Annotated in this window: 25 protein-coding genes; 18 read left to right on the plus strand and 7 right to left on the minus strand. The window is 69.2% G+C overall.

Annotation, left to right across the window (positions count from 1 at the left end; all coding sequences use genetic code 11):
• Positions 1-68: 68 nt before the first annotated feature.
• Entirely contained in the window at positions 69-956 is an 888-nt protein-coding gene (locus tag GEV26_RS01040; RefSeq protein ID WP_153651351.1) for a LysR family transcriptional regulator, read from the plus strand.
• 111 nt (positions 957-1,067) lie between these two features.
• Entirely contained in the window at positions 1,068-2,195 is a 1,128-nt protein-coding gene (locus GEV26_RS01045; RefSeq protein WP_153651352.1) for a ScyD/ScyE family protein, read from the plus strand.
• A 44-nt stretch (positions 2,196-2,239) separates the two neighbouring features.
• Here the strand turns inward: GEV26_RS01045 and GEV26_RS01050 are convergent, their stop codons facing one another.
• Positions 2,240-2,593 (minus strand): DUF3817 domain-containing protein, encoded by a 354-nt coding sequence (locus GEV26_RS01050; protein ID WP_153651353.1) that lies wholly within the window; start codon positions 2,591-2,593, stop codon positions 2,240-2,242.
• 56 nt (positions 2,594-2,649) lie between these two features.
• On the opposite strand from GEV26_RS01050, the gene GEV26_RS01055 reads away from it, so the two are divergent.
• On the plus strand, positions 2,650-3,294 hold the full coding sequence (locus GEV26_RS01055) for an ACT domain-containing protein (RefSeq protein ID WP_153651354.1): 645 nt from the start codon (positions 2,650-2,652) through the stop codon (positions 3,292-3,294).
• On the opposite strand, the gene GEV26_RS01060 is transcribed toward GEV26_RS01055, so the two are convergent.
• Entirely contained in the window at positions 3,291-4,190 is a 900-nt protein-coding gene (locus tag GEV26_RS01060; RefSeq protein ID WP_153651355.1) for an SDR family oxidoreductase, read from the minus strand. The genes GEV26_RS01055 and GEV26_RS01060 overlap by 4 nt on opposite strands.
• Positions 4,191-4,294: 104 nt before the next feature.
• Between GEV26_RS01060 and GEV26_RS01065 the strand changes: the two genes are divergently transcribed.
• The 4 genes from GEV26_RS01065 to pntB all read left to right on the plus strand — a co-directional run bounded on the left by GEV26_RS01065 (position 4,295) and on the right by pntB (position 9,078).
• A complete protein-coding gene (locus GEV26_RS01065) occupies positions 4,295-5,200 on the plus strand; it encodes a 1,4-dihydroxy-2-naphthoyl-CoA synthase (protein ID WP_153651356.1) in 906 nt (301 codons plus the stop codon).
• A gap of 194 nt (positions 5,201-5,394) precedes the next feature.
• Positions 5,395-6,042 (plus strand): VC0807 family protein, encoded by a 648-nt coding sequence (locus tag GEV26_RS01070; RefSeq protein ID WP_153651357.1) that lies wholly within the window; start codon positions 5,395-5,397, stop codon positions 6,040-6,042.
• An 80-nt stretch (positions 6,043-6,122) separates the two neighbouring features.
• The gene (locus GEV26_RS01075; protein ID WP_153651358.1) at positions 6,123-7,664 is read left to right on the plus strand and encodes a Re/Si-specific NAD(P)(+) transhydrogenase subunit alpha; all 1,542 of its coding nucleotides are present in this window, start codon (positions 6,123-6,125) and stop codon (positions 7,662-7,664) included.
• Positions 7,665-7,689: 25 nt separating this feature from the next.
• The gene (gene pntB, locus GEV26_RS01080; RefSeq protein WP_153651359.1) at positions 7,690-9,078 is read left to right on the plus strand and encodes a Re/Si-specific NAD(P)(+) transhydrogenase subunit beta; all 1,389 of its coding nucleotides are present in this window, start codon (positions 7,690-7,692) and stop codon (positions 9,076-9,078) included.
• 10 nt (positions 9,079-9,088) lie between these two features.
• Here pntB and upp read toward each other — a convergent pair whose 3' ends face one another.
• The gene (gene upp / locus GEV26_RS01085) at positions 9,089-9,730 is read right to left on the minus strand and encodes a uracil phosphoribosyltransferase (RefSeq protein ID WP_153651360.1); all 642 of its coding nucleotides are present in this window, start codon (positions 9,728-9,730) and stop codon (positions 9,089-9,091) included.
• A 70-nt stretch (positions 9,731-9,800) separates the two neighbouring features.
• Between upp and GEV26_RS01090 the strand changes: the two genes are divergently transcribed.
• From GEV26_RS01090 to GEV26_RS01120, 7 genes are all read left to right on the plus strand, one after another.
• A complete protein-coding gene (locus tag GEV26_RS01090) occupies positions 9,801-10,262 on the plus strand; it encodes a tRNA adenosine deaminase-associated protein (protein WP_153651361.1) in 462 nt (153 codons plus the stop codon).
• Positions 10,263-10,276: 14 nt separating this feature from the next.
• Positions 10,277-10,708 (plus strand): nucleoside deaminase, encoded by a 432-nt coding sequence (locus GEV26_RS01095; protein WP_153654899.1) that lies wholly within the window; start codon positions 10,277-10,279, stop codon positions 10,706-10,708.
• A 180-nt stretch (positions 10,709-10,888) separates the two neighbouring features.
• Positions 10,889-11,917, plus strand: a complete 1,029-nt coding sequence (locus GEV26_RS01100; RefSeq protein ID WP_153651362.1) for an NADPH:quinone reductase — start codon at positions 10,889-10,891, stop codon at positions 11,915-11,917.
• Entirely contained in the window at positions 11,914-12,885 is a 972-nt protein-coding gene (locus GEV26_RS01105; RefSeq protein WP_153651363.1) for an LLM class flavin-dependent oxidoreductase, read from the plus strand. The genes GEV26_RS01100 and GEV26_RS01105 overlap by 4 nt, the downstream gene beginning before the upstream one ends.
• A 6-nt stretch (positions 12,886-12,891) precedes the next feature.
• A complete protein-coding gene (locus GEV26_RS01110) occupies positions 12,892-13,956 on the plus strand; it encodes a GNAT family N-acetyltransferase (protein ID WP_153651364.1) in 1,065 nt (354 codons plus the stop codon).
• A 65-nt stretch (positions 13,957-14,021) separates the two neighbouring features.
• The gene (locus tag GEV26_RS01115) at positions 14,022-15,134 is read left to right on the plus strand and encodes an LLM class flavin-dependent oxidoreductase (protein ID WP_341769341.1); all 1,113 of its coding nucleotides are present in this window, start codon (positions 14,022-14,024) and stop codon (positions 15,132-15,134) included.
• The gene (locus GEV26_RS01120; protein WP_153651365.1) at positions 15,131-15,733 is read left to right on the plus strand and encodes a CE1759 family FMN reductase; all 603 of its coding nucleotides are present in this window, start codon (positions 15,131-15,133) and stop codon (positions 15,731-15,733) included. The genes GEV26_RS01115 and GEV26_RS01120 overlap by 4 nt, the downstream gene beginning before the upstream one ends.
• 9 nt (positions 15,734-15,742) lie before the next feature.
• Here GEV26_RS01120 and GEV26_RS18120 read toward each other — a convergent pair whose 3' ends face one another.
• The 3 genes from GEV26_RS18120 to GEV26_RS01130 form a co-directional block, all read right to left on the minus strand.
• Positions 15,743-15,877: a hypothetical protein gene (locus tag GEV26_RS18120; protein WP_255489234.1), complete on the minus strand. Its 135-nt coding sequence runs from the start codon at positions 15,875-15,877 to the stop codon at positions 15,743-15,745.
• A gap of 198 nt (positions 15,878-16,075) precedes the next feature.
• The gene (locus tag GEV26_RS01125) at positions 16,076-16,702 is read right to left on the minus strand and encodes a nucleoside/nucleotide kinase family protein (protein ID WP_424923849.1); all 627 of its coding nucleotides are present in this window, start codon (positions 16,700-16,702) and stop codon (positions 16,076-16,078) included.
• Between the two features lie 2 nt (positions 16,703-16,704).
• A complete protein-coding gene (locus GEV26_RS01130) occupies positions 16,705-17,766 on the minus strand; it encodes a dipeptidase (protein ID WP_243838835.1) in 1,062 nt (353 codons plus the stop codon).
• A 189-nt stretch (positions 17,767-17,955) separates the two neighbouring features.
• Here GEV26_RS01130 and GEV26_RS01135 point away from each other — a divergent pair, with 189 nt between their 5' ends.
• Both GEV26_RS01135 and GEV26_RS01140 read left to right on the plus strand, forming a co-directional pair.
• Positions 17,956-19,461 carry a CoA-acylating methylmalonate-semialdehyde dehydrogenase gene (locus GEV26_RS01135; RefSeq protein ID WP_153651366.1) on the plus strand — a complete coding sequence of 502 codons (1,506 nt, stop codon included), beginning with the start codon at positions 17,956-17,958 and terminating at the stop codon, positions 19,459-19,461.
• A gap of 301 nt (positions 19,462-19,762) precedes the next feature.
• Complete coding sequence (locus GEV26_RS01140; protein ID WP_208430716.1) at positions 19,763-20,137, plus strand: hypothetical protein; 375 nt, start codon at positions 19,763-19,765, stop codon at positions 20,135-20,137.
• A gap of 19 nt (positions 20,138-20,156) precedes the next feature.
• On the opposite strand, the gene GEV26_RS01145 is transcribed toward GEV26_RS01140, so the two are convergent.
• The gene (locus GEV26_RS01145) at positions 20,157-21,434 is read right to left on the minus strand and encodes a TetR/AcrR family transcriptional regulator (protein ID WP_208431001.1); all 1,278 of its coding nucleotides are present in this window, start codon (positions 21,432-21,434) and stop codon (positions 20,157-20,159) included.
• A gap of 245 nt (positions 21,435-21,679) precedes the next feature.
• On the opposite strand from GEV26_RS01145, the gene GEV26_RS01150 reads away from it, so the two are divergent.
• Both GEV26_RS01150 and GEV26_RS01155 read left to right on the plus strand, forming a co-directional pair.
• A complete protein-coding gene (locus tag GEV26_RS01150) occupies positions 21,680-23,377 on the plus strand; it encodes a PucR family transcriptional regulator (RefSeq protein ID WP_194839927.1) in 1,698 nt (565 codons plus the stop codon).
• 261 nt (positions 23,378-23,638) lie between these two features.
• Positions 23,639-25,225 (plus strand): ABC transporter substrate-binding protein, encoded by a 1,587-nt coding sequence (locus GEV26_RS01155; protein ID WP_153651370.1) that lies wholly within the window; start codon positions 23,639-23,641, stop codon positions 25,223-25,225.
• Positions 25,226-25,271: the final 46 nt, after the last annotated feature.

Consider the following 25,271-nt stretch of genomic DNA (forward strand, 5'->3'; position numbering starts at 1 on the left):
CTCCATCCTCCCGTCCGCCCTCTATGCCGTCCAATACTCATGTCTGATCAGGGCTATGCTCTGCAGGCATGGAGCTGCGGACCCTCGGATACTTCGTCGCGGTCGCCGAGGCGGGGTCGGTGAGTGCCGCCGCGGGTGTCGTCCACGTGACCCAGCCGGCCCTGTCCCGCCAGCTGCGGCAGCTGGAGACCGAGCTCGGCGTGGACCTGTTCTCCCGCTCGGCGAGTCGGCTGCAGCTCAGCGCGGCAGGCCGCGAGTTCCTCCCGCACGCGCGCGACGTGCTGCGGCGCGCGGACGCCGCCCGGACGGCCGCTCGGTCGTACGCAGCAGGACGGCTCGAGAGCCTGACGATCGCGGCCCCGACCACGACGCTCACCGACGTGATCGCACCGTTCCTCGCGACGCTCCACGCGGACGACCCGATGCCCACCGTGCTGGAGTCGGACCCCCACGAGGCCTACGCGGCGCTGCGGCACGGCGCGGACCTCGCGATCGTCACCGAGGCGCCCCGTCCTCCGCTCGCGAGCGCCGCGATCGCGGTGCTGCCGGTCTGGGCGTTCGTGCCGGCCGATCACCCGTGGGCCGCGCACGACGCCGTACGACTGCGCGCGCTCGCCGAGGAGACGCTGCTCGTGCTGACGCCGGAGTTCCGGCCGCGGCAGATCCTCGACCTCGCGCTCGACCGGGCGGCGGTCAGCGCCGGCTCGATGGTCGAGTGCAGCAACCCGCAGGTCGCCCAGGCCCTCGCGGCGGCGGGTCGTGGTGTCGCGGTCGTGACGGACGATCCGCGCTTCGGCCTGCACGGGCTGGAGGTGCAGGGCCGCGACGGCCCGCTGCGCATCGAGCTGTTCGCGGCGTGGGAGCCCGAGCACCACGCAGCGGACACGCTGGAGTCCCTGGCCGTACGCCTGCGCGACTTCTGCGTCGAGCGGTACGGCGCAGACGTCGCCCCCTGAGTTCACGGATTTTTCACGCACGCGCTGTACGCCCTCCGCGCCCGGGGCTACGTTGACGCGTAGGGGACAAGAGAGACGGGATCCACCCATCCCGGAAGGAACGTCTCTCTCATGAAGAAGTCCCCCGTGGTCCTGCTCGCAGCGACAACGCTCGTCGCCGGCAGCACCTTGCTCTCCAGTCCTGCGAGTGCCGGCGGGCACCCGCAGCCAGGCTCGCCGCGCACGATCGCCGACGGCCTGCTCACCCCGTTGAAGCTCGCGGTCAGCGAGCGCGGTCGCGTGTACGTGTCCCAGAACTTCGCCGGTGAGCTCACCTCGATCGGGCGTGACGGCTCGAAGAGGGCCTTCGCCAGCGCCCCGGGAGAGGAGCTCGGCGGCGTCTCGGAGCGCCACGGCACGGTCTACTGGACCACGACCGGCGACGCGTCGGCCAAGCTCTTCTCGCAGCGCCCGGGCGGCAGGCCGCGGCAGGTCGCCGACCTCTACGCGTACGAGAACAGCCGGAACCCGGACCGAGGGACGACGTACGGTCTGCGGGGCCTCCCGCAGGCCTGCGCGTCCGAGTTCCCGGCCGACAACCCCGCGACGTACACCGGACTGGTCGACAGCCACCCGTACGCGACGCTGCCGACGAGGCGCACGACGTACGTCGCCGACGCGGGTGCCAACGCGATCTTCGCGGTCGGTCGGCACGGCCGGGTCAGGACCGTGGCCACCCTGCCCGCAGTAGGCACCGTGGTCACGGCGGAGGCGCTGGAGGCACAGGGGCTGCCGACGTGCGCCGCGGGCTACACGTACTACTTCGAGTTCGTCCCGACCGACGTCGACCGGGGCCGCGACGGCTCGCTCTACGTCACGTCCCTGCCCGGCGGGCCCGAGGACGCGAGCCTCGGCGCGCGGGGCAGCGTCTTCAAGGTCGACCCGGGGTCGGGCCGGGCCCGGATGATCGCGGGTGGGTTCGTCGGTGCCGTCGACCTCGCGCTGCTGCCCGACGGCCGGATCGCGGTCGCCGAGCTGTTCGGCGGTGAGGACGGTGCGGGCCAGGTGACGCTGGTGCGGCCGCGCTCGTCGTACCGGCGCACGCTCGACCTCGGCTCACCGGGAGCGGTCGAGTGGAAGGCCGGCCGGCGGGGCGGCAGCCTGTACGTCACCACCGACACGTTCACGGACGGGGCGCCGACGCCCACGGCCAAGATCCAGGTGCTGTCGATGGGATCGCACCGCAAGCACCGGCGCTGAGCGGATCCGGTGCTCCGGGCCGTCGGTGGCCCGGAGCGCCGGTCCTAGGCCCGGGGTGCGGCGTCGACGGCGTCGCGGCGGGTCAGCAGGCCCTCGCGCTCGGCCTTGAGCTCGAACCAGATCGAGGCGAACGGCGGGATGGCCGCGAGCAGGGCGATCAGGCCGGTCTTGATGTTCCAGCGGAACACGAAGAAGCAGACGACGCTCATGATCACGTACAGCAGGAAGAAGCCGGCGCCGTGGATCATGCCGGCGACGGGAACGCCGCCTTCCTCGAGCCCGAACGGCTCTGCGTCCAGGACCCACTTGCAGAACATGGCCGCGAGGAGCAGGACCCACGAGAGGGCCTCTCCGAAGGCGACGACACGAAACAGGGTGCGGATGACTGAGGGATTCACGCTTCTACGCTACCCGCGTAACAGAAGTGAAATGACCGCCGGGGACAATGGTCCACATGGCCTTCCTGCTGCGCGTCGTGCTGCCCGATGTGCCCGGATCCCTTGGCACCCTCGCCTCCGCGCTCGGTGGCGCCGGAGCCGACATCGAGGCCATCGAGATCGTCGAGCGCAGGGCTGACGGCACGGTCGTCGACGACGTGCTCCTGGAGCTGCCCGCCCGGGTCATGCCGGACGCGCTGATCACCGCGTGCCACCAGATCGAGGGCGTCACGGTCGACTGGATCTCGCGCTACAACGCCGGCGCCAACCTGAGCATGGACCTCGAGGCGGTCGAACGATTCACCGAGGCGCCGCCGTACGCGCTGGAGCGACTCGTCGAGGTGGTCCCCGAGACGTTCCGCACCGACTGGGCCATGGCCCTCAAGCGGGTCGACGGCCAGGCCCACGTGATCGCGAAGTCGTCCACGGCGCCCGACCTCGTCGAGGAGGCGGTCGACTGGCTGGGCATCCGTGGGGCCAAGGCGCTGCGCGACGTACCGGCGTGGGACTCCACCCTGCTGGCCGCGTGCCCCGCGCGGGACCGCCGCGGCGACGCGCTCGTCGTCGTGGTCGGACGCCACGGGGGGCCGGAGTTCCTCAAGTCCGAGCTCGCCCGCCTCGGGCACATGGTCTCGCTCGCCGCCAGCGTCCAGTCCGTCTAGCTCTTCTGGTCCGTCTGCTCCGCGGCGTCGGTCTCGGGGACGTGCGCGTGGTGGAACCGGCCGAGGGCGTCGACCTGGTGCTCGAGGTCCGGCACGGTGCGGCGGGCGATCCGCTTGAGCACGGGCCAGGCCAGCGGCGAGTTCGTCAGCGCCTTGGTCCAGCTCGCGAGCAGCACGCCCTTCGGGACGTACACACGGCTCTTGCGCCGGGCCAGGCCGACCAGGATGAGCTCGACGCACTCCTCGACGCTGGTCGTGCTGTTCGCGGGGTAGGGCAGCTTGCGACGCACCTCACGGAACGCCGGCAGGTCCTTCTCGGCGTTGCGGACGATGTCGGTGTCGATCCAGGAGGGGTGGCAGATGCCGACGCCGATGCCGAGGTGGGCGACCTCCTGCTTGTACGCGAGGGCGAGCGACTCGGCGCCGGCCTTGCTCGCGTTGTAGGACGCCAGGCCGGCCAGGGCGGTGAACGACGCGAGGGAGGCGACCACCAGGGCGTACCCCTGGGTGCGCTCGAGGTGCGGCGTGGCGTACTTCAGGGTGCGGAAGACGCCGTTGACGTTGATGTCGACGACGCGCTCGAAGGCGCTGTCGTCGATCTGGCGCACGGTCCCGTAGGACGCGATGCCGGCGTTGGCCAGGACCGTGTCGATCCGGCCGAAGTGCTGGGCCGCGGCGTCGATCGCGGCCTTGACCTGCTCGCCGTCGCGGACGTCGGCCTCCCACCACGCCGCCGCGGCCCCGAGCTCGTCCGCGAGCGCGGCCAGTCGCTCGGGCTCCAGGCCGATCAGGGCGACCCGTCCGCCTTGCTCGACGTACCCGCGCGCCACGCCGGCCCCGATGCCCCGCGCGGCACCCGTGATGAGTGCGACCTTGCCTGCAAAAGTGTTCGCCATGCGCGTCAACATACCGTCGGTATCCCGAATGTGCCATGGGCGATGTCACATAGCCCCGGGACATCGGGGTCCGGCCGCGGAGGGGCAGCGGTAATCTCGCGGGCATGACCGTCTCCGACACCTTCGATCCCTCCGCGTGGAAGGACGTCCCCGGCTTCGAGGGACTCACCGACATCACGTACCACCGCGCCGTCGACCACGGGACGGTGCGGATCGCGTTCAACCGGCCCGAGGTCCGCAACGCGTTCCGCCCCCACACGGTCGACGAGCTGCTCGCCGTCCTGGAGCACGCGCGGACGTCGTCGGACGTCGGCTGCGTGCTGCTGACCGGCAACGGCCCGGCGCCCAAGGACGGCGTGTGGGCGTTCTGCTCCGGCGGCGACCAGCGCATCCGCGGCAAGGTCGGCTACCAGTACGCCGAGGGGGCGACCGCCGACACGGTCGACAAGGGCAAGCTCGGTCGCCTGCACATCCTGGAGTGCCAGCGCCTCATCCGGTTCATGCCCAAGATCGTCATCGCGGTCGTCAACGGCTGGGCGGCCGGTGGCGGGCACAGCCTGCACGTCGTCGCCGACCTCACCATCGCCTCGGCCGAGCACGCCAAGTTCAAGCAGACCGACGCCGATGTGGGCTCGTTCGACGGTGGCTTCGGCTCGGCCTATCTCGCCCGCCAGGTCGGCCAGAAGTTCGCCCGTGAGATCTTCCTGCTCGGCGACGAGTACTCCGCCGAGGACGCCCACCGCATGGGCATGGTCAACAAGGTCGTCCCGCACGCGGACCTCGAGGCCGAGGCGCTGGAGTGGGGCCGCAAGATCAACGCCAAGTCGCCCACCGCGCAGCGCATGCTCAAGTACTCGTTCAACCTCATCGACGACGGCCTGGTCGGCCAGCAGGTGCTCCTCGGCGAGACCACCCGCCTGGCGTACATGACCGACGAGGCTCAGGAGGGCCGCGACGCCTTCCTGCAGAAGCGCGACCCCGACTTCAGCGATTACCCCTGGTACTACTGAGCATTTGGCCGGCCGCCTCCTGTGGATGTCGGGAGGCGGCCGCCCGGCAGTGGACGTAGGCTGAACGAGCCGACCATTTCCCAGGCCGGAGCGTCTGCGCTCCGCCACCTTTCGGCGTACGTCGACATCTGGCCGTGAGGTCGGGGGCGGGCCGAACCGACATGGCAATCCTGGACGCTGTTCCTGCTTCGCGCGTGGGCGAGCCACCTGCGATGCCCGAGGTGCGCGACATCGTGGTGCGGGTCGCGGCCCGGATCGCGATCGCCGTGGTCGCCCCCTCGGTGCTGTTCGCGACGACCCTGGTCGTCCTCAACCTGGCCGCGGCGATGCTCACTGCACTCGCCTGGCTGGTCGGCGCGATGTCGTGGCGGCACGTCACGGGGCGGGGGCTGTCCGGCCTGCTGGTGCTGACGCTCACGATCTCGATGGTCAAGACCAGCATCACGCTCGCGACGGGCAACTCGTTCATCTACTTCGTGCAGCCCGTCGTGGTCGACGTCGCGGTGGCGGCGGTGTTCCTCGGCTCCCTGGCGTGGGGACGTCCCCTGGTCGCCCGGCTCGCTCCCGACTTCTGCCCGCTCGACGTCGAGGTCGCGGCCCGACCCGAGGTGCAGCGGTTGTTCCGGAGCCTCACGCTGATGTGGGGGTTGGTGATCCTGGTCAAGGGTGCCGTCACGCTGTGGCTGCTGACCACGCTGTCGACCGTGGACTTCGTCCTGGTCAAGAGCTCAGCGATCCTGACGCTGACCGTCACCGCCGCCGCGGCGACCGTCCTGTGGTCGCTCGTGGTGGGTCGCCGCGAGGGCGTCTTCGGCTGCCGAGGTGGCCATTCCCTGTCATGACAGGGGGTGCCCCGCCAAGATGTGAGACGCGTGTCTCACCGGGTGGTCGCCTCAGGTGACGAACAGATAACGTTCGCCGAATGAGCGTCATCGGAGTTGTCACCGAGTCGGTGGCTGGTGAGACACGGGTTGCCGCCACGCCGGCCACCGTGGCCCAGCTGATCAAGCTGGGCTATGAGGTGGTCGTCGAGTCTGGAGCGGGCGAGAAGTCGTCGTTCACCGACGAGGCGTACGTCGAGGCGGGCGCGTCGATCGGCGCGACGGCCGACGTGTGGCGCAGCGACATCGTGTTCAAGGTCAACGCCCCGACGCCTGCCGAGATCGGTCTGCTCGCGGACGGCGCGACGCTGATCAGCATGATCAGCCCCGCGTTGAACCCCGAGCTGGTCGAGCAGCTGTCGGCCCGCCCGATCACGGTCCTCGCGATGGACGCCGTCCCGCGCATCTCGCGCGCCCAGTCGATGGACGTGCTGTCGTCCATGGCCAACATCGCGGGCTACCGCGCGGTCGTCGAGGCGGCGAACGTCTTCGGCCGCTTCTTCACCGGACAGATCACCGCCGCGGGCAAGGTGCCGCCGGCCAAGGTGCTCGTCGCGGGTGTCGGCGTCGCGGGCCTCGCGGCGATCGGCACGGCCAACAGCCTCGGCGCGATCGTCCGGGCGACCGATCCGCGCGCCGAGGTCGCCGACCAGGTCAAGTCGCTCGGCGGTGAGTACCTCGCGGTCGAGGTCGAGACCGAGCAGTCGACCGACGGCTACGCCAAGGCCACGAGCGAGGAGTACGACCGCCGGGCCGCGGAGATCTACTCCGAGCAGGCCGCCGACGTCGACATCATCATCACAACTGCACTGATCCCGGGCCGCGCGGCTCCGGTGCTGATCACCGAGGCCGACGTGGCGTCCATGAAGCCCGGCTCGGTCATCGTGGACATGGCCGCCGCGAACGGCGGCAACGTCGTGGGCTCGGTGCCCGGCGAGGCGGTCGTGACCCCGAATGGCGTTACGATCCTGGGCTACACCGATCTTGCGGGACGTCTGCCCACGCAGGCCTCGCAGCTCTACGGCACCAACCTCGTCAACCTGATGAAGCTGCTGACCCCGGCCAAGGACGGCCAGCTGGTCCTGGACTTCGACGACGTCGTGCAGCGCACGATCACCGTCGTCCGCCAGGGCGAGACGACGTGGCCCCCGCCGCCGGTGCAGGTGTCCGCGGCCCCGGCTGCCGCGCCCGTCGCCGTCGCCGAGCCCAAGGCGCCCAAGGCCGTGATGACCCAGCGCGCCAAGCTGGGACTGGTGGGCCTGGGCATCCTGGCGCTGTTCCTGGTCAACGCGTTCGCGCCCGCTCCGCTGCCCGAGCACTTCACGGTGCTGATCCTCGCGATCGTGATCGGCTACTACGTGATCGGCAAGGTGCACCACGCGCTGCACACCCCGCTGATGTCGGTGACCAACGCGATCAGCGGCATCATCGTGGTCGGCGCGATGCTGCAGGTCGGTGTCGACGGCACCGAGAACGACACCGCGATCAGGGTGCTCGCGTTCATCGCGATCCTGCTCGCGTCCATCAACGTCTTCGGCGGATTCGCCGTCACCCGTCGCATGCTCAGCATGTTCTCGAAGTAGCAGAGACTCGAAGTAAAGGCTGACCATGGATTCCGCAAGCATCGCCACCGCCGCGTACATCGTCGCGTCGTTGTTGTTCATCCTGTCCCTCGCGGGGCTGTCCAAGCACGAGACCGCCTCGCAGGGCGTCCTGTTCGGCATCTCGGGCATGACCATCGCGCTCGTCGCCACGTTCGTCCTGGTCGCCGACGTCGCCGACACGACCGCGGTCGTCCTGCTCATCGTCGCCGTCGTGATCGGCGCCGCGATCGGCCTGTGGCGCGCCCGCGTGGTCGAGATGACCGGCATGCCCGAGCTCATCGCGCTGCTGCACTCATTCGTCGGACTGGCCGCGGTGCTGGTCGGCTGGAACGGCTACCTCGAGCACCAGTCGTTCGGGCTGCAGTCGCTCGAGGACATCCACAACGCCGAGGTCTTCATCGGCGTCTTCATCGGCGCCGTGACGTTCACGGGCTCGATCGTGGCCTTCTTGAAGCTCTCGGCGCGCATCAAGTCCAACCCGCTCATGCTGCCGGGCAAGAACTTCATCAACCTCGGCGCCCTCGTGCTGTTCGTGGTGCTGACGATCGCGTTCGTCATCAACCCCAACATCTGGCTGCTGGTCGCGGTCACGATCGTCGCCCTGCTGCTCGGCTGGCACCTCGTGGCGTCCATCGGCGGCGGTGACATGCCGGTGGTCGTGTCGATGCTCAACTCGTACTCGGGCTGGGCCGCGGCGGCCTCGGGCTTCCTGCTCAACAACGACGCCCTGATCGTCACGGGCGCGCTCGTGGGCTCCTCGGGTGCCTACCTGTCGTACATCATGTGCCAGGCGATGAACCGCTCGTTCATCTCGGTCATCGCCGGCGGCTTCGGGATCGAGGCCGGTCCCGCTGACGACAAGGACTACGGCGAGCACCGCGAGATCACCGCGGAGGACACCGCCGAGCTGCTCAAGAACGCCTCGAGCGTCGTCATCACCCCCGGCTACGGCATGGCGGTCGCGCAGGCGCAGTACCCGGTCGCCGACCTGGTCCGCAAGCTGCGCGAGCGCGGCATCGAGGTCAGGTTCGGCATCCACCCGGTCGCCGGACGCCTGCCCGGGCACATGAACGTGCTCCTGGCCGAGGCCAAGGTCCCGTACGACATCGTGCTGGAGATGGACGAGATCAACGACGACTTCAAGGACACCTCGGTCGTCCTGGTCATCGGTGCCAACGACACCGTCAACCCCGCCGCCACCGAGGACCCCAGCAGCCCCATCGCGGGGATGCCGGTCCTGACGGTGTGGGAGGCGACGGACGTCGTGGTGTTCAAGCGGTCGATGGCCACGGGCTACGCCGGCGTGCAGAACCCGCTGTTCTTCCGCGAGAACTCGCAGATGCTGTTCGGTGATGCCAAGGAGCGCGTCGAGGACATCCTCAAGGCGCTCTGAGCCGGGTCGCTCAGTCGGCGACGCCGTAGAGGCGGTCGCCGGCGTCGCCGAGGCCCGGGACGATGTAGGCCTGCTCGTTGAGGCCCGTGTCCAGGGCCGCGGTGACGAGCGTCACCGGCACGTCGACGTCCGCGAGATCGGACTCGATGCGCTCGATCCCCTCGGGGGTGGCCAGGATCGTGATCGCGATGATGTCGTTCGCACCGCGCTTGACCAGGAAGTTGATGGCCGCCGCCAGCGAGCCGCCGGTCGCGAGCATCGGGTCGAGGACGTAGCACTGGCGTCCGGTCAGGTCGTCCGGAAGCCGCTCCGCGTACGTCACGGCCTCCAGCGTCTCCTCGTTGCGGACCATGCCGAGGAAGCCCACCTCCGCGGTCGGGAGCAGGCGCTGCATGCCCTCGAGCATGCCCAGGCCCGCGCGCAGGATCGGCACGACGAGCGGACGCGGCTCGGTCAGGCGTACGCCCTGCGCCATCGCGACGGGGGTCTGGACGTCGACGGGCTCGACCCGGACGTCGCGGGTCGCCTCGTACGTCAGGAGGGTGACCAGCTCGTCGACGAGCCGCCGGAACGTGGGCGAATCGGTGCCCACGTCACGCAGCACCGTGAGCTTGTGGGAGATGAGTGGGTGGTCGGCGACGTGTACCTGCATGTCATGAGACTAGCGTCGAGGCTCCGCGACCTGTCACCATCGCAGGGAGACGTTCCCGACAGGAGGCACCGTGGCCGAGGAAGATGTCGACTTCGCGGTCGCCGCCTACCGTGACGACGGCCGCTGGCACGTCGTCGAGCTGCATCCGATGCTCGCCGAGGACGTCGCGGAGCTGTCCGAGGCGTTGGCGCGGTTCCCGTCCGACGTGGGCGTGCTCGGGATCGTGGCGGTTGACGACGACTTCTTCGTGATCATGCGGCGCTGGGGCACCGAGGTGCGCGCGATGCTCTCGGACGTGACGGCCGCCGAGGACTGGCCGCTCGCGGCCGGGATCGCGGAGCTGCTCGACCTCGACACCGACGACGACGAGCCGCTCGCAGTCGGTGACGTCGCGATCCTCAGCGATCTGGGCATCTCCGGCCCCGACCTGCGTGCGCTGTGCGACGACGAGGACCTCTACCCCGAGGACATCTTGATGGACGTGGCGGGCCGGATCGGCTTCGCCGCCCAGCTCGAGGCCGTCATCGGGTGACGTACGACCAGCTGATGGGTGAGGCGCTCGACCTCGCCCGCTCCGCCGTGGCCGAGGGGGACGTCCCCGTCGGTGCGCTCGTCGTGGACCCCTCGGGCGCGGTCATCGGCCGGGGACGCAACACGCGCGAGCGCGACGGCGACCCGACCGGGCACGCGGAGATCGTCGCGATCCGCGAGGCTGCGGCCGTTCTCGGCGAGTGGCGGCTCGAGGGCTGCACCCTGGTGGTGACGCTGGAGCCGTGCACGATGTGCGCCGGTGCGATCGTCGCGGCCCGGCTCGGCCGGCTCGTCTTCGGCGCGTGGGACGACAAGGCCGGAGCGGTCGGCTCGCTGTGGGACGTCGTCCGCGACCGCCGGCTCAACCACCGCCCCGAGGTGCTCAGCGGCGTACGCGCCGCCGAGTCCACCGCCCTCCTCCAGTCCTTCTTCGCCACCCACCGCTGACCCCCGCTTCCGCCCCGTTGCCGGTTTCCCACGGTCCCGTGGTAATTCGTCACTCCCCTCGTGTTGTGACGCGAGGTAAGTGACCAAACCCCACGGTCCCGTGGGAAACCGGCACCGGCCGGCCGGACACCGGACGGCGGGCGGATGGAACAACTCGCGGGCGGTGGTGTTGCAACCGTCATGAGAGCAATCGTCTACAGCCAGACCGGGGCGCCGTCCGTCCTCCAGCTCGTCGAGCGTGAGGCCGCTGAGCCGGGAGCGGGCGAGGTACGCGTGCGCGTTGTCGTGTCCGGGGTCAACCCGACCGACTGGAAGAGCCGCGCCGGCGCGACGGGTCAGGCGCTGGCGTTCCCGGAGATCGTGCCGAACCAGGACGGCGCAGGTGTCGTGGACGCCGTGGGTCCCGGCGTGGACACGGTCGCCGTCGGCGACCGTGTGTGGATGCTCCTCTCCGCGCACGGCCGACCCACCGGGACGGCGCAGGAGCTCGCGGTCGTCCCCGCGGACCGCGTCGTGCGGCTGCCCGACGGGGCATCGTTCGACCTCGGCGCCTCGCTCGGCGTTCCGGCCGTGACGGCGCACCGCGCACTGACGGTGGCTGACGGCGGCCCCACGCGCTTGGCGCCGGGTGCACTCGAGGGACGCACGGTGCTCGTGGCCGGCGGCGCAGGCGCGGTCGGCCACGCAGCCATCCAGCTCGCGCGCTGGGCGGGCGCGACGGTCGTCACGACGATCAGCGGCCCGGCCAAGGCCGCGCTGGCGACAGTTGCCGGCGCGCACCACACCGTCGACTACACCGCGGGCGACGCCGCTGCCGCGATCCGCGAGATCGCCCCGGGCGGTGTCGACCTCGTCGTCGAGGTCGCGCCGGCCGTGAACGCACCGCTCAACCAGGCGGTCATCGCGAACCACGGAACCGTCGCGGTCTACGCCAACAACGGCGGCGACCGCATGGAGCTCGACGTCCGCGCGCACTTCGCGCTCAACGTCCGCTACCAGTTCCTCCTGCTCTACACGCTGACCCCGCAGGCGTTGCGAGCCGCGACGGAGGACATCACCGCGGCCGCCGAGGCCGGGGTCCTGCCGGTCGGCGAGGACGCCGGACTGCCGATCGCCCGGTTCCCGCTGGAGCGCACGGCCGAGGCGCACGCCGCCGTCGAGGACGACTTCGTCGGCAAGGTGCTGATCGACGTGTCGGACCCGGCGTGAGGCTCTCGCTGCTCGACCGTTCGAGAACCCGCGCGGGACATCCCGAGCGCGAGGGCCTGACCGGCTCGGTCGAGCGAGCCGTCAACGCCGAGCGACTCGGGTACGACCGCTTCTGGGTCGCCGAGCACCACGCCGTCCCGGGCATCGCGAGCGGGTCCCCGGCGGTCCTCCTCGCGGCGATCGGCGCCCACACCGAGAGCATCCGTATCGGCTCGGGCGGCGTCATGCTGCCCAACCACCAGCCCCTCGTCGTCGCCGAGCAGTTCCTCATGCTGGACGCGCTGTTCCCCGGCCGGGTCGACCTCGGCGTGGGCCGTTCGCTGGGGTTCACCGCCGCGGTACGCCGTGCCCTGCGGCACGAGCTGGACGCCGCCGACACGTTCGAGGACGACCTCGACGAGCTGCGCCGTCTGCTGACCGGCGAGGCCGACGTCACCGCCCACCCGGTCGCGGCGGCCGACGTCCCGCTCTTCGTCCTCGCCACCGGCCGTGGCATGGAGGTTGCCGCTCGCCTGGGCCTCCCGGTCGTCATCGGAGGCCCGATCCTGACCAAGGACGCCGGCCGCGAGGCCATCGAGGCGTACCGCCGCAGCTTCCGGCCGAGCAAGCAGGCGGCCGACCCCCACGTCACGATCTCCCTCGACGTCACGGTCGCGGACGACGACGCGACCGCCCGCGAGCTGGCCCTGCCCGAGGCCTGGGCGATGGCGCGGTCGCGCCAGACGGGGGAGTTCCCACCGCTCGAGCCGGTCGACGCGATCCGCGCGCAGCCGTGGACGTCCCAGGTCCGCCAGCGCGTCGAGTCCGCCCTCGACACCGCGGTCGCCGGATCGCCCACCACGGTGCGCCGCCAGCTCGACGAGCTGGTCGCGCGCACCGGAGCCGACGAGCTCATGGCGTCCACGTCGACGTACGACCGCGAGGCGCTGCTCGCGTCCGACGCGGCACTGCGCGATCTCGTAGGCTGAGGCCGCATGACGTACGAGGTCGACGAGATCGCCATGCCCACCTCGCTCGACGGACCCGGGGGGCCGCAGTTCCTGGAGTACGCGGCGGTGAGCAACGCGGTCGAGAACCACGCCCTCGGCACGGACGTGCTGTCGATGGCGCCGGCGGAGATGCTGGCCGAGTACCGCGACAACCCGCACCGCGTCCGGCGACACCTCGTGGTGCGCGAGGACCGCAGGATCGTGGCGCGTGCGATGGTCACGCTGCGCCCGCACCTGCCGGGCAACGGGGCACACCTGATGGTCGACGTCCTGCCCGCCCACCGGGGTCGCGGCATCGGTGCGACGCTGCTGGAGGCGGCCGAGCGGATCGCGGTGGACGCGGGCGCACCGGTCCTCAAGGTGGGCGTGGCGCACTCCGCAGCGTCCGGCGGTGACCGGATCGCGTCGCCGACCGGGTTCGGCGACGTCGCCGCGCACGACGACGGCGTGCGGTTCCTGACCTCGCACGGGTACGCGCTGGAGCAGATCACTCGGATCAGCCTGCTCGAGCTCGGGTCGGCGCCCCGGCTCGAGGCGCCGGCACCGCCGGACCACCGGGTCGTCACATGGACCGGCCCGACGCCCGACGCGTGGATCGCCGACCTCGCGGTGCTGCGCACCCGGATGAGCACCGACGCGCCGAGCGGCGCGCTGGTGGAGCTCGAGGACCCGTGGGACGCGGCCCGGATCCGGGAGCACGACGAGCGCATGGCGGGGAGTGGCCGCACGGCGCTGACCGCCGCGGTCGAGCACATTCCCTCCGGCTCCCTGGCGGGCTTCTCCGAGCTGGTCCACTCCGCCGCCGGTCCGGTCGCGGTGCAGGAGGACACGCTGGTGCTGCGTGAGCACCGTGGCCACCGGCTCGGACTGCTGGTGAAGCTCGCCGCCGCGGACCTGCTGCGCCGCCACGCGCCGGACACCCAGGCGATCGTGACCTGGAACGCCGAGGAGAACAGGCCGATGCTGGACGTCAACGAGGCGATGGGCTTTAGCCCGATCGGCTACGAGGGCGTCTGGCAGCGCAGGGCGCTTCCGGGCGACGGGGAATAGTCCGCGTGCTAATCTAGTTTAAGTTTCAACAAGCCTATTCGGGACTTGGCGAAGGAGATCCACAGATGACCAGCATGCAGTTCGGACTGTTCACGGTCGGCGACGTCACGACCGATCCGACCAACGGCACGACGCCGACCGAGCACGAGCGCATCAAGGCGACGATCCAGATCGCCAAGAAGGCCGAGGAGATCGGCCTGGACGTCTTCGCGACCGGCGAGCACCACAACCCGCCGTTCGTGCCGTCCTCCCCGACGACCACGCTGGCGTACATCGCGGCGCAGACCGAGAAGCTCATCCTGTCGACGTCCACGACGCTGATCACGACCAACGACCCGGTCAAGATCGCCGAGGACTACGCGACGCTGCAGCACCTGTCGGACGGCCGCATGGACCTCATGCTCGGCCGCGGCAACACCGCGCCGGTCTACCCGTGGTTCGGCTACGACGGCGCCAAGGCGGTCGAGCTGACCGTCGAGCACTACCACCTGCTGCGCCGGCTGTGGGACGAGGAGGTCGTGAGCTGGGAGGGCCAGTTCCGCACCCCGCTGCAGGGCTTCACCGCGACGCCGCGCCCGCTCGACGGGGTACCCCCGTTCGTGTGGCACGCCAACATCCGCACGCCCGAGGTCGCCGAGCTCGCGGCGTACTACGGCGACGGCTTCTTCGCCAACAACATCTTCTGGCCCAAGGAGCACTACATCCGGCTGATCAACTTCTACCGCCAGCGCTACGCCCACTACGGGCACGGCACCCCGGAGCAGGCGATCGTCGGTCTCGGTGGCCAGTTCTACATCCGCAAGAACAGCCAGGACGCGGTCAACGAGTTCCGGCCGTACTTCGACAACGCGCCCGTCTATGGCCACGGGCCCTCGCTCGAGGACTTCTCGACGCAGACACCGCTGACCGTCGGCAGCCCGCAGCACTTCATCGAGAAGACGCTCGCGTTCGCGGACTACTTCGGTGACTACCAGCGCCAGCTGTTCCTGGTGGACCACGCCGGCCTGCCGCTCAAGCTCGTGCTGGAGCAGCTCGACGAGCTGGGTGAGGTGCTGCCCACGCTGCGTGCGGAGTTCGACGCCCGCCGTCCCGCGGACGTCCCGGACGCCCCCGACCACGCGACCCGCGTCGCGGCCCGGTTGGCTTCCGCGGACAGCACCGAGGAGGTGTCCGCATGACCCGCGTCGTGGCGATCTCCTCGGGTCTCAGCGACCCGTCGACCACTCGCCTGCTGGCGGACCGGATCACCGAGTCGATCACACAGCAGTCGGGCGACGTGTCGGTCGAGGTCGTGTCGCTGCGCGAGCTCGCGCACGACATCACCGACGCGTCGCTGACGGGGTTCGCCTCGCCGCGCCTGCAGGACGTGATCGACAAAGTGGTCGCGGCCGACGGGCTGGTCATCGTCGTGCCGATCTTCAAGGCGTCCTACCCGGGCCTGTTCAAGTCGTTCATCGACGCGCTGGAGACGGACGTGCTGATCGGCAAGCCCGTGCTGCTGGCGGCATCGGGCGGGACCGCTCGTCACTCGCTCGCGATCGACTACGCGCTGCGGCCGCTGATGGCGTACCTGCAGGCGCTGGTCGTGCCCACGGGCGTGTTCGCCTCGGCGTACGACTGGGGCACGGACGGCTCCAACGCCCTCGGCGCGCGGATCGACCGTGCGGCCGGCGAGCTGGTGAGCCTGCTCAAGGGCGCCGGCACGGGCCGGGCCAAGGACGACGAGTTCGACCTGTTCAGTGAGAGCTTCCTCAAGGCGTCCAACCCGAACGCCTGAGGACGTGCGTCAGCGGGGCGGGTTGCCGCGCTGGCGCACCTTGGCGACCGCTGACTTGATGCGAGCCTGGTTCTGGGGCTTGCGGGCCTCGTCGTAGACCTTCTTGGCGACTCCGGCGGCCGCGATTCCTCGAAAGAGCTTCATGTCCGTGGACGTACCCCGTGGCCGCGGATGCACACCCCCCGGCCCGCGTGGGCGGACCGACGATGAGGGTTTGCGGCAGCGGGGGCAACCCGAAGCGCTCATCCCTCGTCACGGACGGGACCGAGGATGAGGGAAAGGGGCGGCCCCGGCTGCCCTAAACCCTCATCGTGCGTCCCCCGCGGGCGAGCGACGGGCGGCTCAGTGCCCGGTGACAACCAGATCGGCGGTGTCGCAACGGGCGATGACGCGGCGGGCGTTCGGCTCGTCGACCCGGTCGACCCAGGCCTGCGCCTCGTCGCGGCTCTTGCCGAACGTCACGTGCCGATCCACGAGCCGGGCGCGCCGGCGGTCGTCCGCCAGGTCGACGAACCACACCTCGTCCAGCGCCTCGCGGACCAGCGGCCAGGGCGCGTCGGCGTCGAGCAGGTAGTTGCCCTCGGTGACGACGACACGGACGTCCGGGGCCACCTCGATCGCCGCGGCGATGGGCTGCTCGAGGGTCCGCTCGAACCCCGGCGCGTACACCGGGTGATCGGTCTCGGTCCGGAGCCTCGCGAGCAGCGCGAGGAATCCGTACGCGTCGAACGTCTGCGGGGCCCCCTTCACGTCGAGCAGCCCCCGCGCCCGCAGCACGTCGTCCGAGAGGTGGAAGCCGTCCATCGGCACCCGCGCGGACGGTACGCCGTCGGCCGCCAGCCGCGACACGAGCCGGGTGGCCACCGTGGTCTTGCCCGATCCCGGAGCGCCGCAGACCCCGACGATCGTCCGGACGTCGTCGGTGACCAGCGCCGCCGCGCGCTCGACCAGCTCGTCCAAGCCGTGCACGGTCAGTCCCCCGCGGTGGCGTCCAGGACGCGCAGGACGTTGTCGCCCATGAGCTTGGCGAGGTCGCCGGCGGACCAGCCGCGCTCGGCCAGACGGTCGAGCACCACCGCGTGCCCGGTCACGTCCCCCATCCCCTCGGGGAAGATGTCGACGCCGTCGTAGTCGCTGCCGATGCCGATGTGGTCGACGCCTGCCACGTCCCGCGCGTGCTCGACGTGCGCGACGACGTCGTCCACGGTCGACCGAGGCGGGGGAGTGGCGCGGTCGGTGTCGGCCCACCGGGCGACGTCCTGGTTCACGAAGTACGGGACGTACGCGACCATCAGGACCCCGCCGTTGGCGGGCAGTCGCTCGAGGACGTCATCGGGGACGTTGCGCGGGTGGTCGGTCACCGCGCGGCACGAGGAGTGGCTGAAGATCACCGGCGCCGACGAGACGTCGATCGCGTCGTGCATCGTCGTGGCGGCGACGTGCGACAGATCGACGAGCATGCCGAGCCGGTTCATCTCCGCGACGACCTCGCGGCCGAAGTCGGTCAGCCCGCCGTGGACCGGCTCGTCGGTGGCCGAGTCGGCCCACGGGGTGTTGTCGTTGTGGGTCAACGTCATGTAGCGGACGCCGAGCCGGGCGAGCTCACGGAGCACCGCGAGCGAGCCGTCGATGCTGTGCCCGCCCTCCGCGCCGATCAGGGACGCGACCCGCCCGTCGCGCCAGGCCCGCCGCACGTCGTCGCCGCTCCAGGCGTACGAGAACGCGTCCGGGTAGCGCTCGATCAGCCGGTGCACGAAGTCGATCTGCTCCAGCGTGTACGTCACGGCCTCGGCCGGCAGGATGTCGGACGGTGAGTAGACCGACCAGAACTGTCCGCCGACCCCTCCGCGCCTCAGCCGGGCGATGTCGGTGTCGAAGACGCCGGTCATGTCGCCGTCCAGGCCGTCGACGGAGTACGCCCGGGTCTTGCGCGCGCCCCAGGCGAGATCGTTGTGCCCGTCGATGAGCGGCGCGAGGCCCAATGCCTCGATCGCTGCGGGCTGGGTCACGGCGGACGGGGGATGCTCGGTCACCTGGGCCTCCTGGCTCGGAGAGGAGCCGCTGCTGATCGCCGAGCGGCCCTGCACCGGTTCAGCCTCGCAGATGACGTGCGAGTCAGAGTGTCGGGTGCCCACCTGGAGTTGACAAGATGTACTCGATTGCCCCGTGGATGTGACACCGTGGCCGTTGTCGCGGCCATTGGCCGAGCAGACACTTGGTCCATGACTTCTGACGTCGTTGACCACTGGCTGAACAACAAACGCTTCGCTGGAACGTCCGAGCGAATGAGTGAGGTGACGAATCCCGCGACCGGCAAGGTGAGCTCCGTCGTCCGTCTAGCCAGCGACGCCGACGCGCAGCAGGTTATTGCTGCCGCGGCTGACGCGGCTCCGGCCTGGGGCCGGGTCTCGGTGTCTGCGCGCGTCCGCATCGTCTTCAAGTTCCGCGAGCTGCTGGCCGGGCGTACGCGCGAGCTGGCGGAGATCATCACCTCCGAGCACGGCAAGGTCATCGAGGACGCGATGGGCGAGGTGGCACGCGGCCTCGAGGTCGTCGAGTTCGCCTGTGGCATCCCCCACCTGCTCAAGGGGTCCTTCTCCGAGAGCGTCTCGACCGGGATCAACGTGCACTCCAAGCGCCAACCGCTCGGAGTCGTCGGCATCATCAGCCCCTTCAACTTCCCGGCCATGGTTCCCATGTGGTTCTACCCGATCGCGATCGCGGCCGGAAACGCTGTCATCGTCAAGCCCAGTGAGAAGGCGCCGACGGCGCTCATCTGGATTGCCGAGCTGTGGAAGGAAGCAGGTCTTCCCGACGGCGTCTTCAACGTCCTGCAGGGTGACAAGGTGGCGGTCGACGCGCTGCTGGACAGTCCCGACGTCAAGTCCATCAGCTTCGTGGGCTCGACCCCGATCGCTCAGTACGTGTACGAGCGGGCGTCCGTCAACGGCAAACGGGTCCAGGCTCTCGGTGGGGCCAAGAACCACATGCTGGTCCTGCCGGACGCCGACATGGACCTGGTCGCTGACTCGGCCGTCAACGCCGCGTTCGGCTCCGCCGGAGAGCGCTGCATGGCCATCAGCGTCCTGGTCGCCGTCGGCTCGATCGCGGACGACATCATTGCCAAGATCGCCGACCGGGTGGCAACGCTGCGGGTCGGGGACGGGACGCTGGGATGCGACATGGGTCCCCTGGTCACCAAGGAGCACCGTGACAAGGTTGCCGCCTACGTCCAGGCGGGTGTCGATGCAGGCGCGACCGCGGTCATCGACGGACGGGACGTGCGCGCCGACGGCGGAGACGATGGGTTCTGGCTCGGCCCGACCTTGTTCGACCACGTCACGCCTGACATGAGCATCTACACCGACGAGATCTTCGGTCCGGTGCTGAGCGTCGTCCGTGTGGACACCTACAACGAGGGCGTCGAGCTGATCAACGCGAACCCGTACGGCAACGGCGTTGCGCTGTTCACGACCGACGGTGGCGCGGCCCGCAAGTTCGAGCTCGAGGTGGAGGTGGGGATGATCGGCATCAACGTGCCCGTGCCGGTGCCGATGGCCTACTACTCCTTTGGCGGATGGAAGAACTCGCTCTTCGGGGACACCCACGCCCATGGCGTCGAGGGAGTCAACTTCTTCACCCGGGGCAAGGTGATCACGAGTCGCTGGGCCGATCCGGCGGTCGCCCCCTCGCGCGGCCTGGAGCTGGCCTTCCCGACGATGGAGTGAGATCCCCCGGCTCGCTGCGGCTGGTGAGCCTAGATCACTGCGTCGATCATCAGCGCGAAGCAGGTGAAGAACAGCAAGAAGCCGATTGTCCGGAGCAGCCCGCGACGGAGTAGAGCTCGTTGGACGGGCGACAGCGGCGGCATGCAACCACTCTAGCGCGTACCAATCATTTGCTCCATAGTGTACGCAGAGGAAGCAGGCCGACGAAAGGGGAGCAAGTATGCGGGCAGCGGTTATCCGTGTCTGTGTCGATCCGGGGGGAGACCTGTCACCGGCGGCGTACGAGGCGGGGGTACAGGAGATGAGTGAGCGCGGTCTGGAGGTGGTCCACACTCCCGCGGAGCACCTGCCTGACCGCAACCGAGAGGTCGAGCTGATCGTCGACGACGCCGGGCCGGAGCAACGACTGGACCTGGTGGAGCTGTGCCGCCAAGTGTTCGAGACGGCGTGCTCGCTCGGGGTGGTGACCTACATCAGTCGCGGCACCGACGAGGACGCGCGCGGGATCCTCTCAGGATTTGGTCTCACCGGCGAGGTTCTCCGCAGCCTCCCGGACGGGCAGGAGCTCGTCACGGTCACGGTTGCCAAGACCGACATGCGTCGCGTGCCGGAGAGCCGGCTGCACACCGCCATGGAATCGGCACTGAACTGCGAGGTACGCATCGTTGCGGTGTGAGAGCCCCGTGCGCGCAGGCTCAAGGCGTCAGGGCTCCGCGCAGCAGCGTGCAACGGAGGAACTCGTGTGCGCGGGCCTCGCTGGTGCGGGCATGGTCGCGGAACGGTATCCACAGCAGAGTGCGCACATCGATCGCCAGGTCCTGCGGAGGTGCGACCGGGCGTATGGAGCCGTTGGCCTGACCGTCCTCGAAGAGCTTCTCCCACAACGCGAGGCGTTTCTGGGTCTGCAAGTAGTAGTCGCGAAATGGATTGGAATCCGCCTCGCGTCCGATCCAGCCGAGCTTCACGATCTCGGACTCCTCGCGGAATCGCCGGGAGGCAGTGATGAAGAGCCGCGCCATCCCATCGAGTCCCTCGACAGCGGTGGATCCTGATCCCAGGACGCTACGCACGGCGTCGTCCAGCTGCGAGGAGTAGTCGCCGAGGATCTCGCTGAGGATCTGCTCCTTTGAATCCACCCGGCGGTACAAGGTGCCCATCCGGATGCCCGCGGCATTGGCGACGTCGCGGATCGTGGTGGCGGAGTAGCCACGGCGCGCGAACTCAGACCGTGCGGCGAGCATGATGGCTTCTCGGCTGTTGGCGGGAGGATCTGCGAGGGGAGCCTTCCACCGAGCGATGGCATCCTCCGCGGCTCGGAGTGCTGGCGATGCGTCGAGCTCGTCCCAAGAGGGAGGGTTGGGGGACGCCCCGGTCAATAGCAGGTCGCACGTCCGCCGAGCCAGGTCGGCGGCATCGCTGCCCGGCTCGTGTGTCATCGAGGCGGTCAGGGTGGCGTTCAGGAGCGCATACCGGAGCAGGCCCCGATGCGCGAAGGTGACCCCGGCCTCCGTGAGCATGTCGTTGATCGAGGTGTTCCAGACCTTGCCCAGCCCTCTCGGGACGAAATCCATGGCTTCGCGCAATCGGCTCGTCGCGACAGTGGGCGCCTCATAGGCCCGCAGTCGGATGGCCGCCCCGTGCTCGAAGCTGAATGCGGTGGCCTCCGCGGCGAACCGGCGCAGCTCTTCCTGGGCAGAGCCGACCCGCGAGCGCTGCTGTTTGGCCAACCTCGCCGCCAGGTCGGTGAGGCCACGGTTGAACGCCTCCATGATCTCGATCGCGATCTCTTCCTTGGAAGCGAAGTGGTGATACAGGCTCCCGGGCAGGATGCCGGTCGCCTTCGCGATCTCGTTCATGGTCGTCGAGGAGTAGCCGGCAGATTGAAAGAGATCCGCTGCGACCTTGCGGATCTCATCGGTGCGCGCACTGTCCCTCGGTGGGGGAGGAGTCGTGCCCGGCGGCTGAAACGTCATGGGCCCCATTATGTCGATTTTGCTTGAAGTGTCGGGTTGATGCCGCTTCGCTCTTGCCGCGCGAAGCGGGGCAGCGGTCATCGTACATGCTCGCATGGATCAAATGTTAGGTGCGATTTGTCTTCCGCCGGCGGAGGCGTTCTGCCATACTCCCGATGTGGCCGCGGTCACACGAGAAGGCAACTTCTGACAGCGGGCTGAGCGCGGCCCACGCCAGGATCGGTCCGACTGGGAGGCGACGAACAGTGACGGTGAGTCTGTATCGCGCCGAGACGAGCGCCGCGCCAATTCGGATCGAATCATCGCTCCATGAGATCGAGATGTCCCACCCGGACGCGCCTCCCAACGGCCTGACCATTGCCGACTTCTTGGCGATGCCGATCACCCAGCGAGGCATGCCGCTGGTGGTGACCGGTCATGACCAGCTGGACCGCAAGATCCGCTGGGTGCACGCGATAGAGCTGGCCGACACGCAAGGGCTGCTGGAAGGTGGTGAGCTGATCCTGGCCACCGGGATCTCACTGCCTCAGTCCGCCGACGCGCTGGGTGCGTACGTCGGTGCCTTGGCGGACCAGGACGTGTCCGCGCTCGTGATGGAGCTGGGGCGGCGCTTCCACGAGACTCCGGGGGCGATGATCCAGGCGTGCGCCCGGCGAGGCCTGCCCCTGATCGTTCTTCGGCGTGAGGTGCCGTTCATCAAGATCACGGAGGCGGCTCACACGACGATCATCGTGGGCCAGCAGCGGCTGCTGCGCGCCACGACCGCGGCGCACGAGCGCTTCACCGAGCTGACGCTGGCGGACGGCTCGGTCGACGACCTGGTGGCAGCTGCCGCGGATCTCGCCTGCGGTGAGGTCGTCTTCGCCAATCTCATGCACGAGGTCATCTCCTTCAACACTCGCGGCCGGCCCGTCGAGACACTGCTGTCCAGATGGAATCGACGAGCCAAGATCGCCACCGCCCAGTTCGGGACCGTCGTGGACGAGGAAGGCTGCACCGTCAGCGTGCCGGTGGAGGTACGGGGGCGTCGTCGCGGCCACCTCGTGTTGTACGCCGACGACCTGCCCCAGCCCGCGCAGGTGATGGTCGTCGAGCGCGCTGCTGCGGCGCTCTCCATCCGCCTGTTCATGGAGGACGACGAGACGCTGGTCTCCCACGCTCGCCGCACCGCGCTGTCCGACATCATCGACGGGCGTTTCGTGAGCGAGGACGCCATGCACGCTCGCATCGGATCGCTGGGGCACGCGACCCGCAACGCGGTCCTGGTTCCTGTTCTCATCCTCTCTCGCGACCCGAACATGCCAAAGGTCCTGAAGCAGGCGCTTGTCGAGAGTCGCATCGATGCTGTCACCGGCCACCTGGGCGGCGATCGGTGGGCGGCTCTGCTTCTTCTGAAGTCGTCGACGGTGGACCCCCTCGTCGAGGACTTCGCGCGTCACGTCCACGACCTGAGCGATGGCGACCGGCCGACGATCGCAGCAGGAGCGACGGTCACCACTCTCCTTGACGTGGGGCGCTCGTTCGCCGAGGCGCTCGAAGTGGCGATGGCTGCCTCCTCGAGCGAGCCATATATCGACATGCGACCTTTCTACGGGATCCATCACATCAAGCTGCGGGGACTGCTGTTCACCATGCGGGACGATCCGCGGCTGCAGTCGTTCGTCGAACGCACGATCGGACCGTTGATCGAGCGGGACAGTCGCGAGGGAGGCGACTGGGTGCGCACAGTTGCGCTTTACCTGAAGTATCGCGGCAACAAGACACTCGCGGCGCAGGCGTTGGGGATCTCCCGCCCGACGCTGTACGAGCGGCTCGCGCGGGTGCAGCGGATGCTGCACCTCGACCTGGACGATCCCGAGTCGAGCACCTCGTTGCACGCGGCGATCATGGTCGCCCAAGCGCACTCGGGTCATGCCCACGGAAGCCGGACGCCGGATGCCTAGCGCGGCTCAAACCCGTGGGCGACGGCTCCTCTTACACAGTGTCAGCAACTGGCGAGGCGCGCTGACAGCGTGCGAATGGAGCATCCACCGGCCTCCGATGATGCTGGTGGCAACCCCACTGTGTGGCGGGCGTCACGTCGAACAACAAGCGAGGCGCGGCACCGCACAGGTGCACCAATCAAACGGCAGGGCCGCCAGGGCGTACCTGGATCGTCCGTCAAGATCCCTTGGCGGCAGCGCAGCAGAAGACAGGAGCAGTACATGAAGGTGACTCGACGCAAGGTGTCGAAGGCCCTGATCCCCTCACTGGCGTTGGTGATGGTGGCTGCCGCAGGCTGCAGCGCCGGCGGAGCTGGCGGCGGTGGTGGCGGTGGTGGCGGTGGTGAAGGTGGGACCCCCAAGTCGGGTGGCACGTTGACGATGGCCGTGAACCTCGAGGGACAGACGATGGATCCGGCGTGGTGCGGGACCTTCGGTTTCGACCGTTGCGCCCCGGTGTTCGGCACCCTGTTGCGCTATGACACCGAGAAGGACGAGTTCGTCCCCGGGATGGCTGAGTCCTTCGAGTCGTCGGACGGCAAGTCGTGGACCCTCAAGCTCCGTCCCGGGATGACCTTCAGCGACGGGACACCGTTCGATGCTGAGGCGGTTGTGGCGAACTGGGACCGGATCAAGGATCCCAAGACGCTCTCCCCTGCGGCGCGGAAGGTCGAGGAGATCACCTGGAAGGTCGAGGACGCGACCACAGTCGCAGTGACGAGTGAGTCGGCCAACTTCCAGCTTCCCTGGTCTCTGACGGGTCCCATCGGCATGATCGGGTCGCCTACTGCCATCAAGGCGTCGGGCAAGGACTTCGGCAACAAGCCGATCGGGGCGGGGCCTTTCGTGCTCGACAAGTGGACTCGCAACTCGCAGGCCGAGTTCGTCCGCAACGAGAAGTACTACGAGGAGGGTCTGCCGCACCTCGACAAGTTCGTCCTGAAGGTCATCGCCCAGGACGACCAGCGCCTGAACGCCCTTCGCGCCGGAGAGATCGACATCGACTGGTCGCTGCTGACCAAGGACGCCAAGGCTGTGGAAGCCGAGGGGTTCAACGTCCTGCGTCTGCCGCTGGTCGGAGGAACCGGTCTGATCTTCAACTTCGAGGATCCCGTTGCCAAGGATCCGCTGCTGCGCGAAGCCATGCTCAAGGCTTTCGACAGCGCGCAGATCAACAACGCGGTGTACCCCGGTGACAAGCCTGTCGACGCGCTCCTGTTCCCCGACAGTCCTTATCGCGACGACTCGAAGGGCACCTTCCCCAAAAAGGATCTCCCCGGCGCCCAGAAGCTCTTCGACGACTACCTGGCCAAGACGGGCAAGACGAGCGTGACGCTCAAGTTCAGCACGTACGCCGGCATCCCAGCCCTCGAGCAGGTCGCGCAGATCTTGCAGTCCCAGATGGAGAAGATCAAGGGCTTGAACTTCGAGATCGACGCGATGGACGGCGGCACCTTGCAGGGCAAGGTCCTCTCCGGCAAGTGGCAGATCGCGATGGGGGCCACGCTCTCGCAGCAGGCTGATGCGCTGTACGAGGTCTTCCACAGCGAGGGCACGATCAACACGACCCGATACTCCAACCCCAAGGTGGACGCAGCGTTCGAGACGACCCGGACGTCCAATGACGAGGCAGAGGTCACCGAGGCATACAAGGTGCTGGCTGGCGAGCTGTCGAAGGACGGACCGCTGCGCAACTGGCGCTATCAGGTCGGTCACCTGTTCACGCCCAAGAAGGTCAAGGGGTTGATCCTGGCCGGCACCGCGTCGGGCGCAGGTACGTACCTGGAGCGGGCCTGGATCGACAAGTAGGCCCGCTGGTTCGTTGTCCGACCTCTGGCGCGGGCGCACCCGTCAC

The sequence above is a fragment of the Aeromicrobium yanjiei genome, from assembly GCF_009649075.1.
Classification (GTDB): Bacteria; Actinomycetota; Actinomycetes; order Propionibacteriales; family Nocardioidaceae; genus Aeromicrobium; species Aeromicrobium yanjiei.

Excerpts from the sequence above, each read along its gene's own strand:
- GEV26_RS01040 (WP_153651351.1), top strand. The coding sequence starts at position 69 with ATGGAGCTGCGGACCCTCGGATACTTCGTCGCGGTCGCCGAGGCGGGG.
- GEV26_RS01045 (WP_153651352.1), top strand. The coding sequence starts at position 1,068 with ATGAAGAAGTCCCCCGTGGTCCTGCTCGCAGCGACAACGCTCGTCGCC.
- GEV26_RS01055 (WP_153651354.1), top strand. The coding sequence starts at position 2,650 with ATGGCCTTCCTGCTGCGCGTCGTGCTGCCCGATGTGCCCGGATCCCTT.
- GEV26_RS01060 (WP_153651355.1), bottom strand. The coding sequence starts at position 4,190 with ATGGCGAACACTTTTGCAGGCAAGGTCGCACTCATCACGGGTGCCGCG.
- GEV26_RS01065 (WP_153651356.1), top strand. The coding sequence starts at position 4,295 with ATGACCGTCTCCGACACCTTCGATCCCTCCGCGTGGAAGGACGTCCCC.
- GEV26_RS01075 (WP_153651358.1), top strand. The coding sequence starts at position 6,123 with ATGAGCGTCATCGGAGTTGTCACCGAGTCGGTGGCTGGTGAGACACGG.
- pntB (WP_153651359.1), top strand. The coding sequence starts at position 7,690 with ATGGATTCCGCAAGCATCGCCACCGCCGCGTACATCGTCGCGTCGTTG.
- upp (WP_153651360.1), bottom strand. The coding sequence starts at position 9,730 with ATGCAGGTACACGTCGCCGACCACCCACTCATCTCCCACAAGCTCACG.
- GEV26_RS01095 (WP_153654899.1), top strand. The coding sequence starts at position 10,277 with ATGGGTGAGGCGCTCGACCTCGCCCGCTCCGCCGTGGCCGAGGGGGAC.
- GEV26_RS01100 (WP_153651362.1), top strand. The coding sequence starts at position 10,889 with ATGAGAGCAATCGTCTACAGCCAGACCGGGGCGCCGTCCGTCCTCCAG.
- GEV26_RS01110 (WP_153651364.1), top strand. The coding sequence starts at position 12,892 with ATGACGTACGAGGTCGACGAGATCGCCATGCCCACCTCGCTCGACGGA.
- GEV26_RS01115 (WP_341769341.1), top strand. The coding sequence starts at position 14,022 with ATGACCAGCATGCAGTTCGGACTGTTCACGGTCGGCGACGTCACGACC.
- GEV26_RS01120 (WP_153651365.1), top strand. The coding sequence starts at position 15,131 with ATGACCCGCGTCGTGGCGATCTCCTCGGGTCTCAGCGACCCGTCGACC.
- GEV26_RS18120 (WP_255489234.1), bottom strand. The coding sequence starts at position 15,877 with ATGAAGCTCTTTCGAGGAATCGCGGCCGCCGGAGTCGCCAAGAAGGTC.
- GEV26_RS01135 (WP_153651366.1), top strand. The coding sequence starts at position 17,956 with ATGACTTCTGACGTCGTTGACCACTGGCTGAACAACAAACGCTTCGCT.
- GEV26_RS01140 (WP_208430716.1), top strand. The coding sequence starts at position 19,763 with ATGAGTGAGCGCGGTCTGGAGGTGGTCCACACTCCCGCGGAGCACCTG.
- GEV26_RS01145 (WP_208431001.1), bottom strand. The coding sequence starts at position 21,434 with ATGACGTTTCAGCCGCCGGGCACGACTCCTCCCCCACCGAGGGACAGT.
- GEV26_RS01155 (WP_153651370.1), top strand. The coding sequence starts at position 23,639 with ATGAAGGTGACTCGACGCAAGGTGTCGAAGGCCCTGATCCCCTCACTG.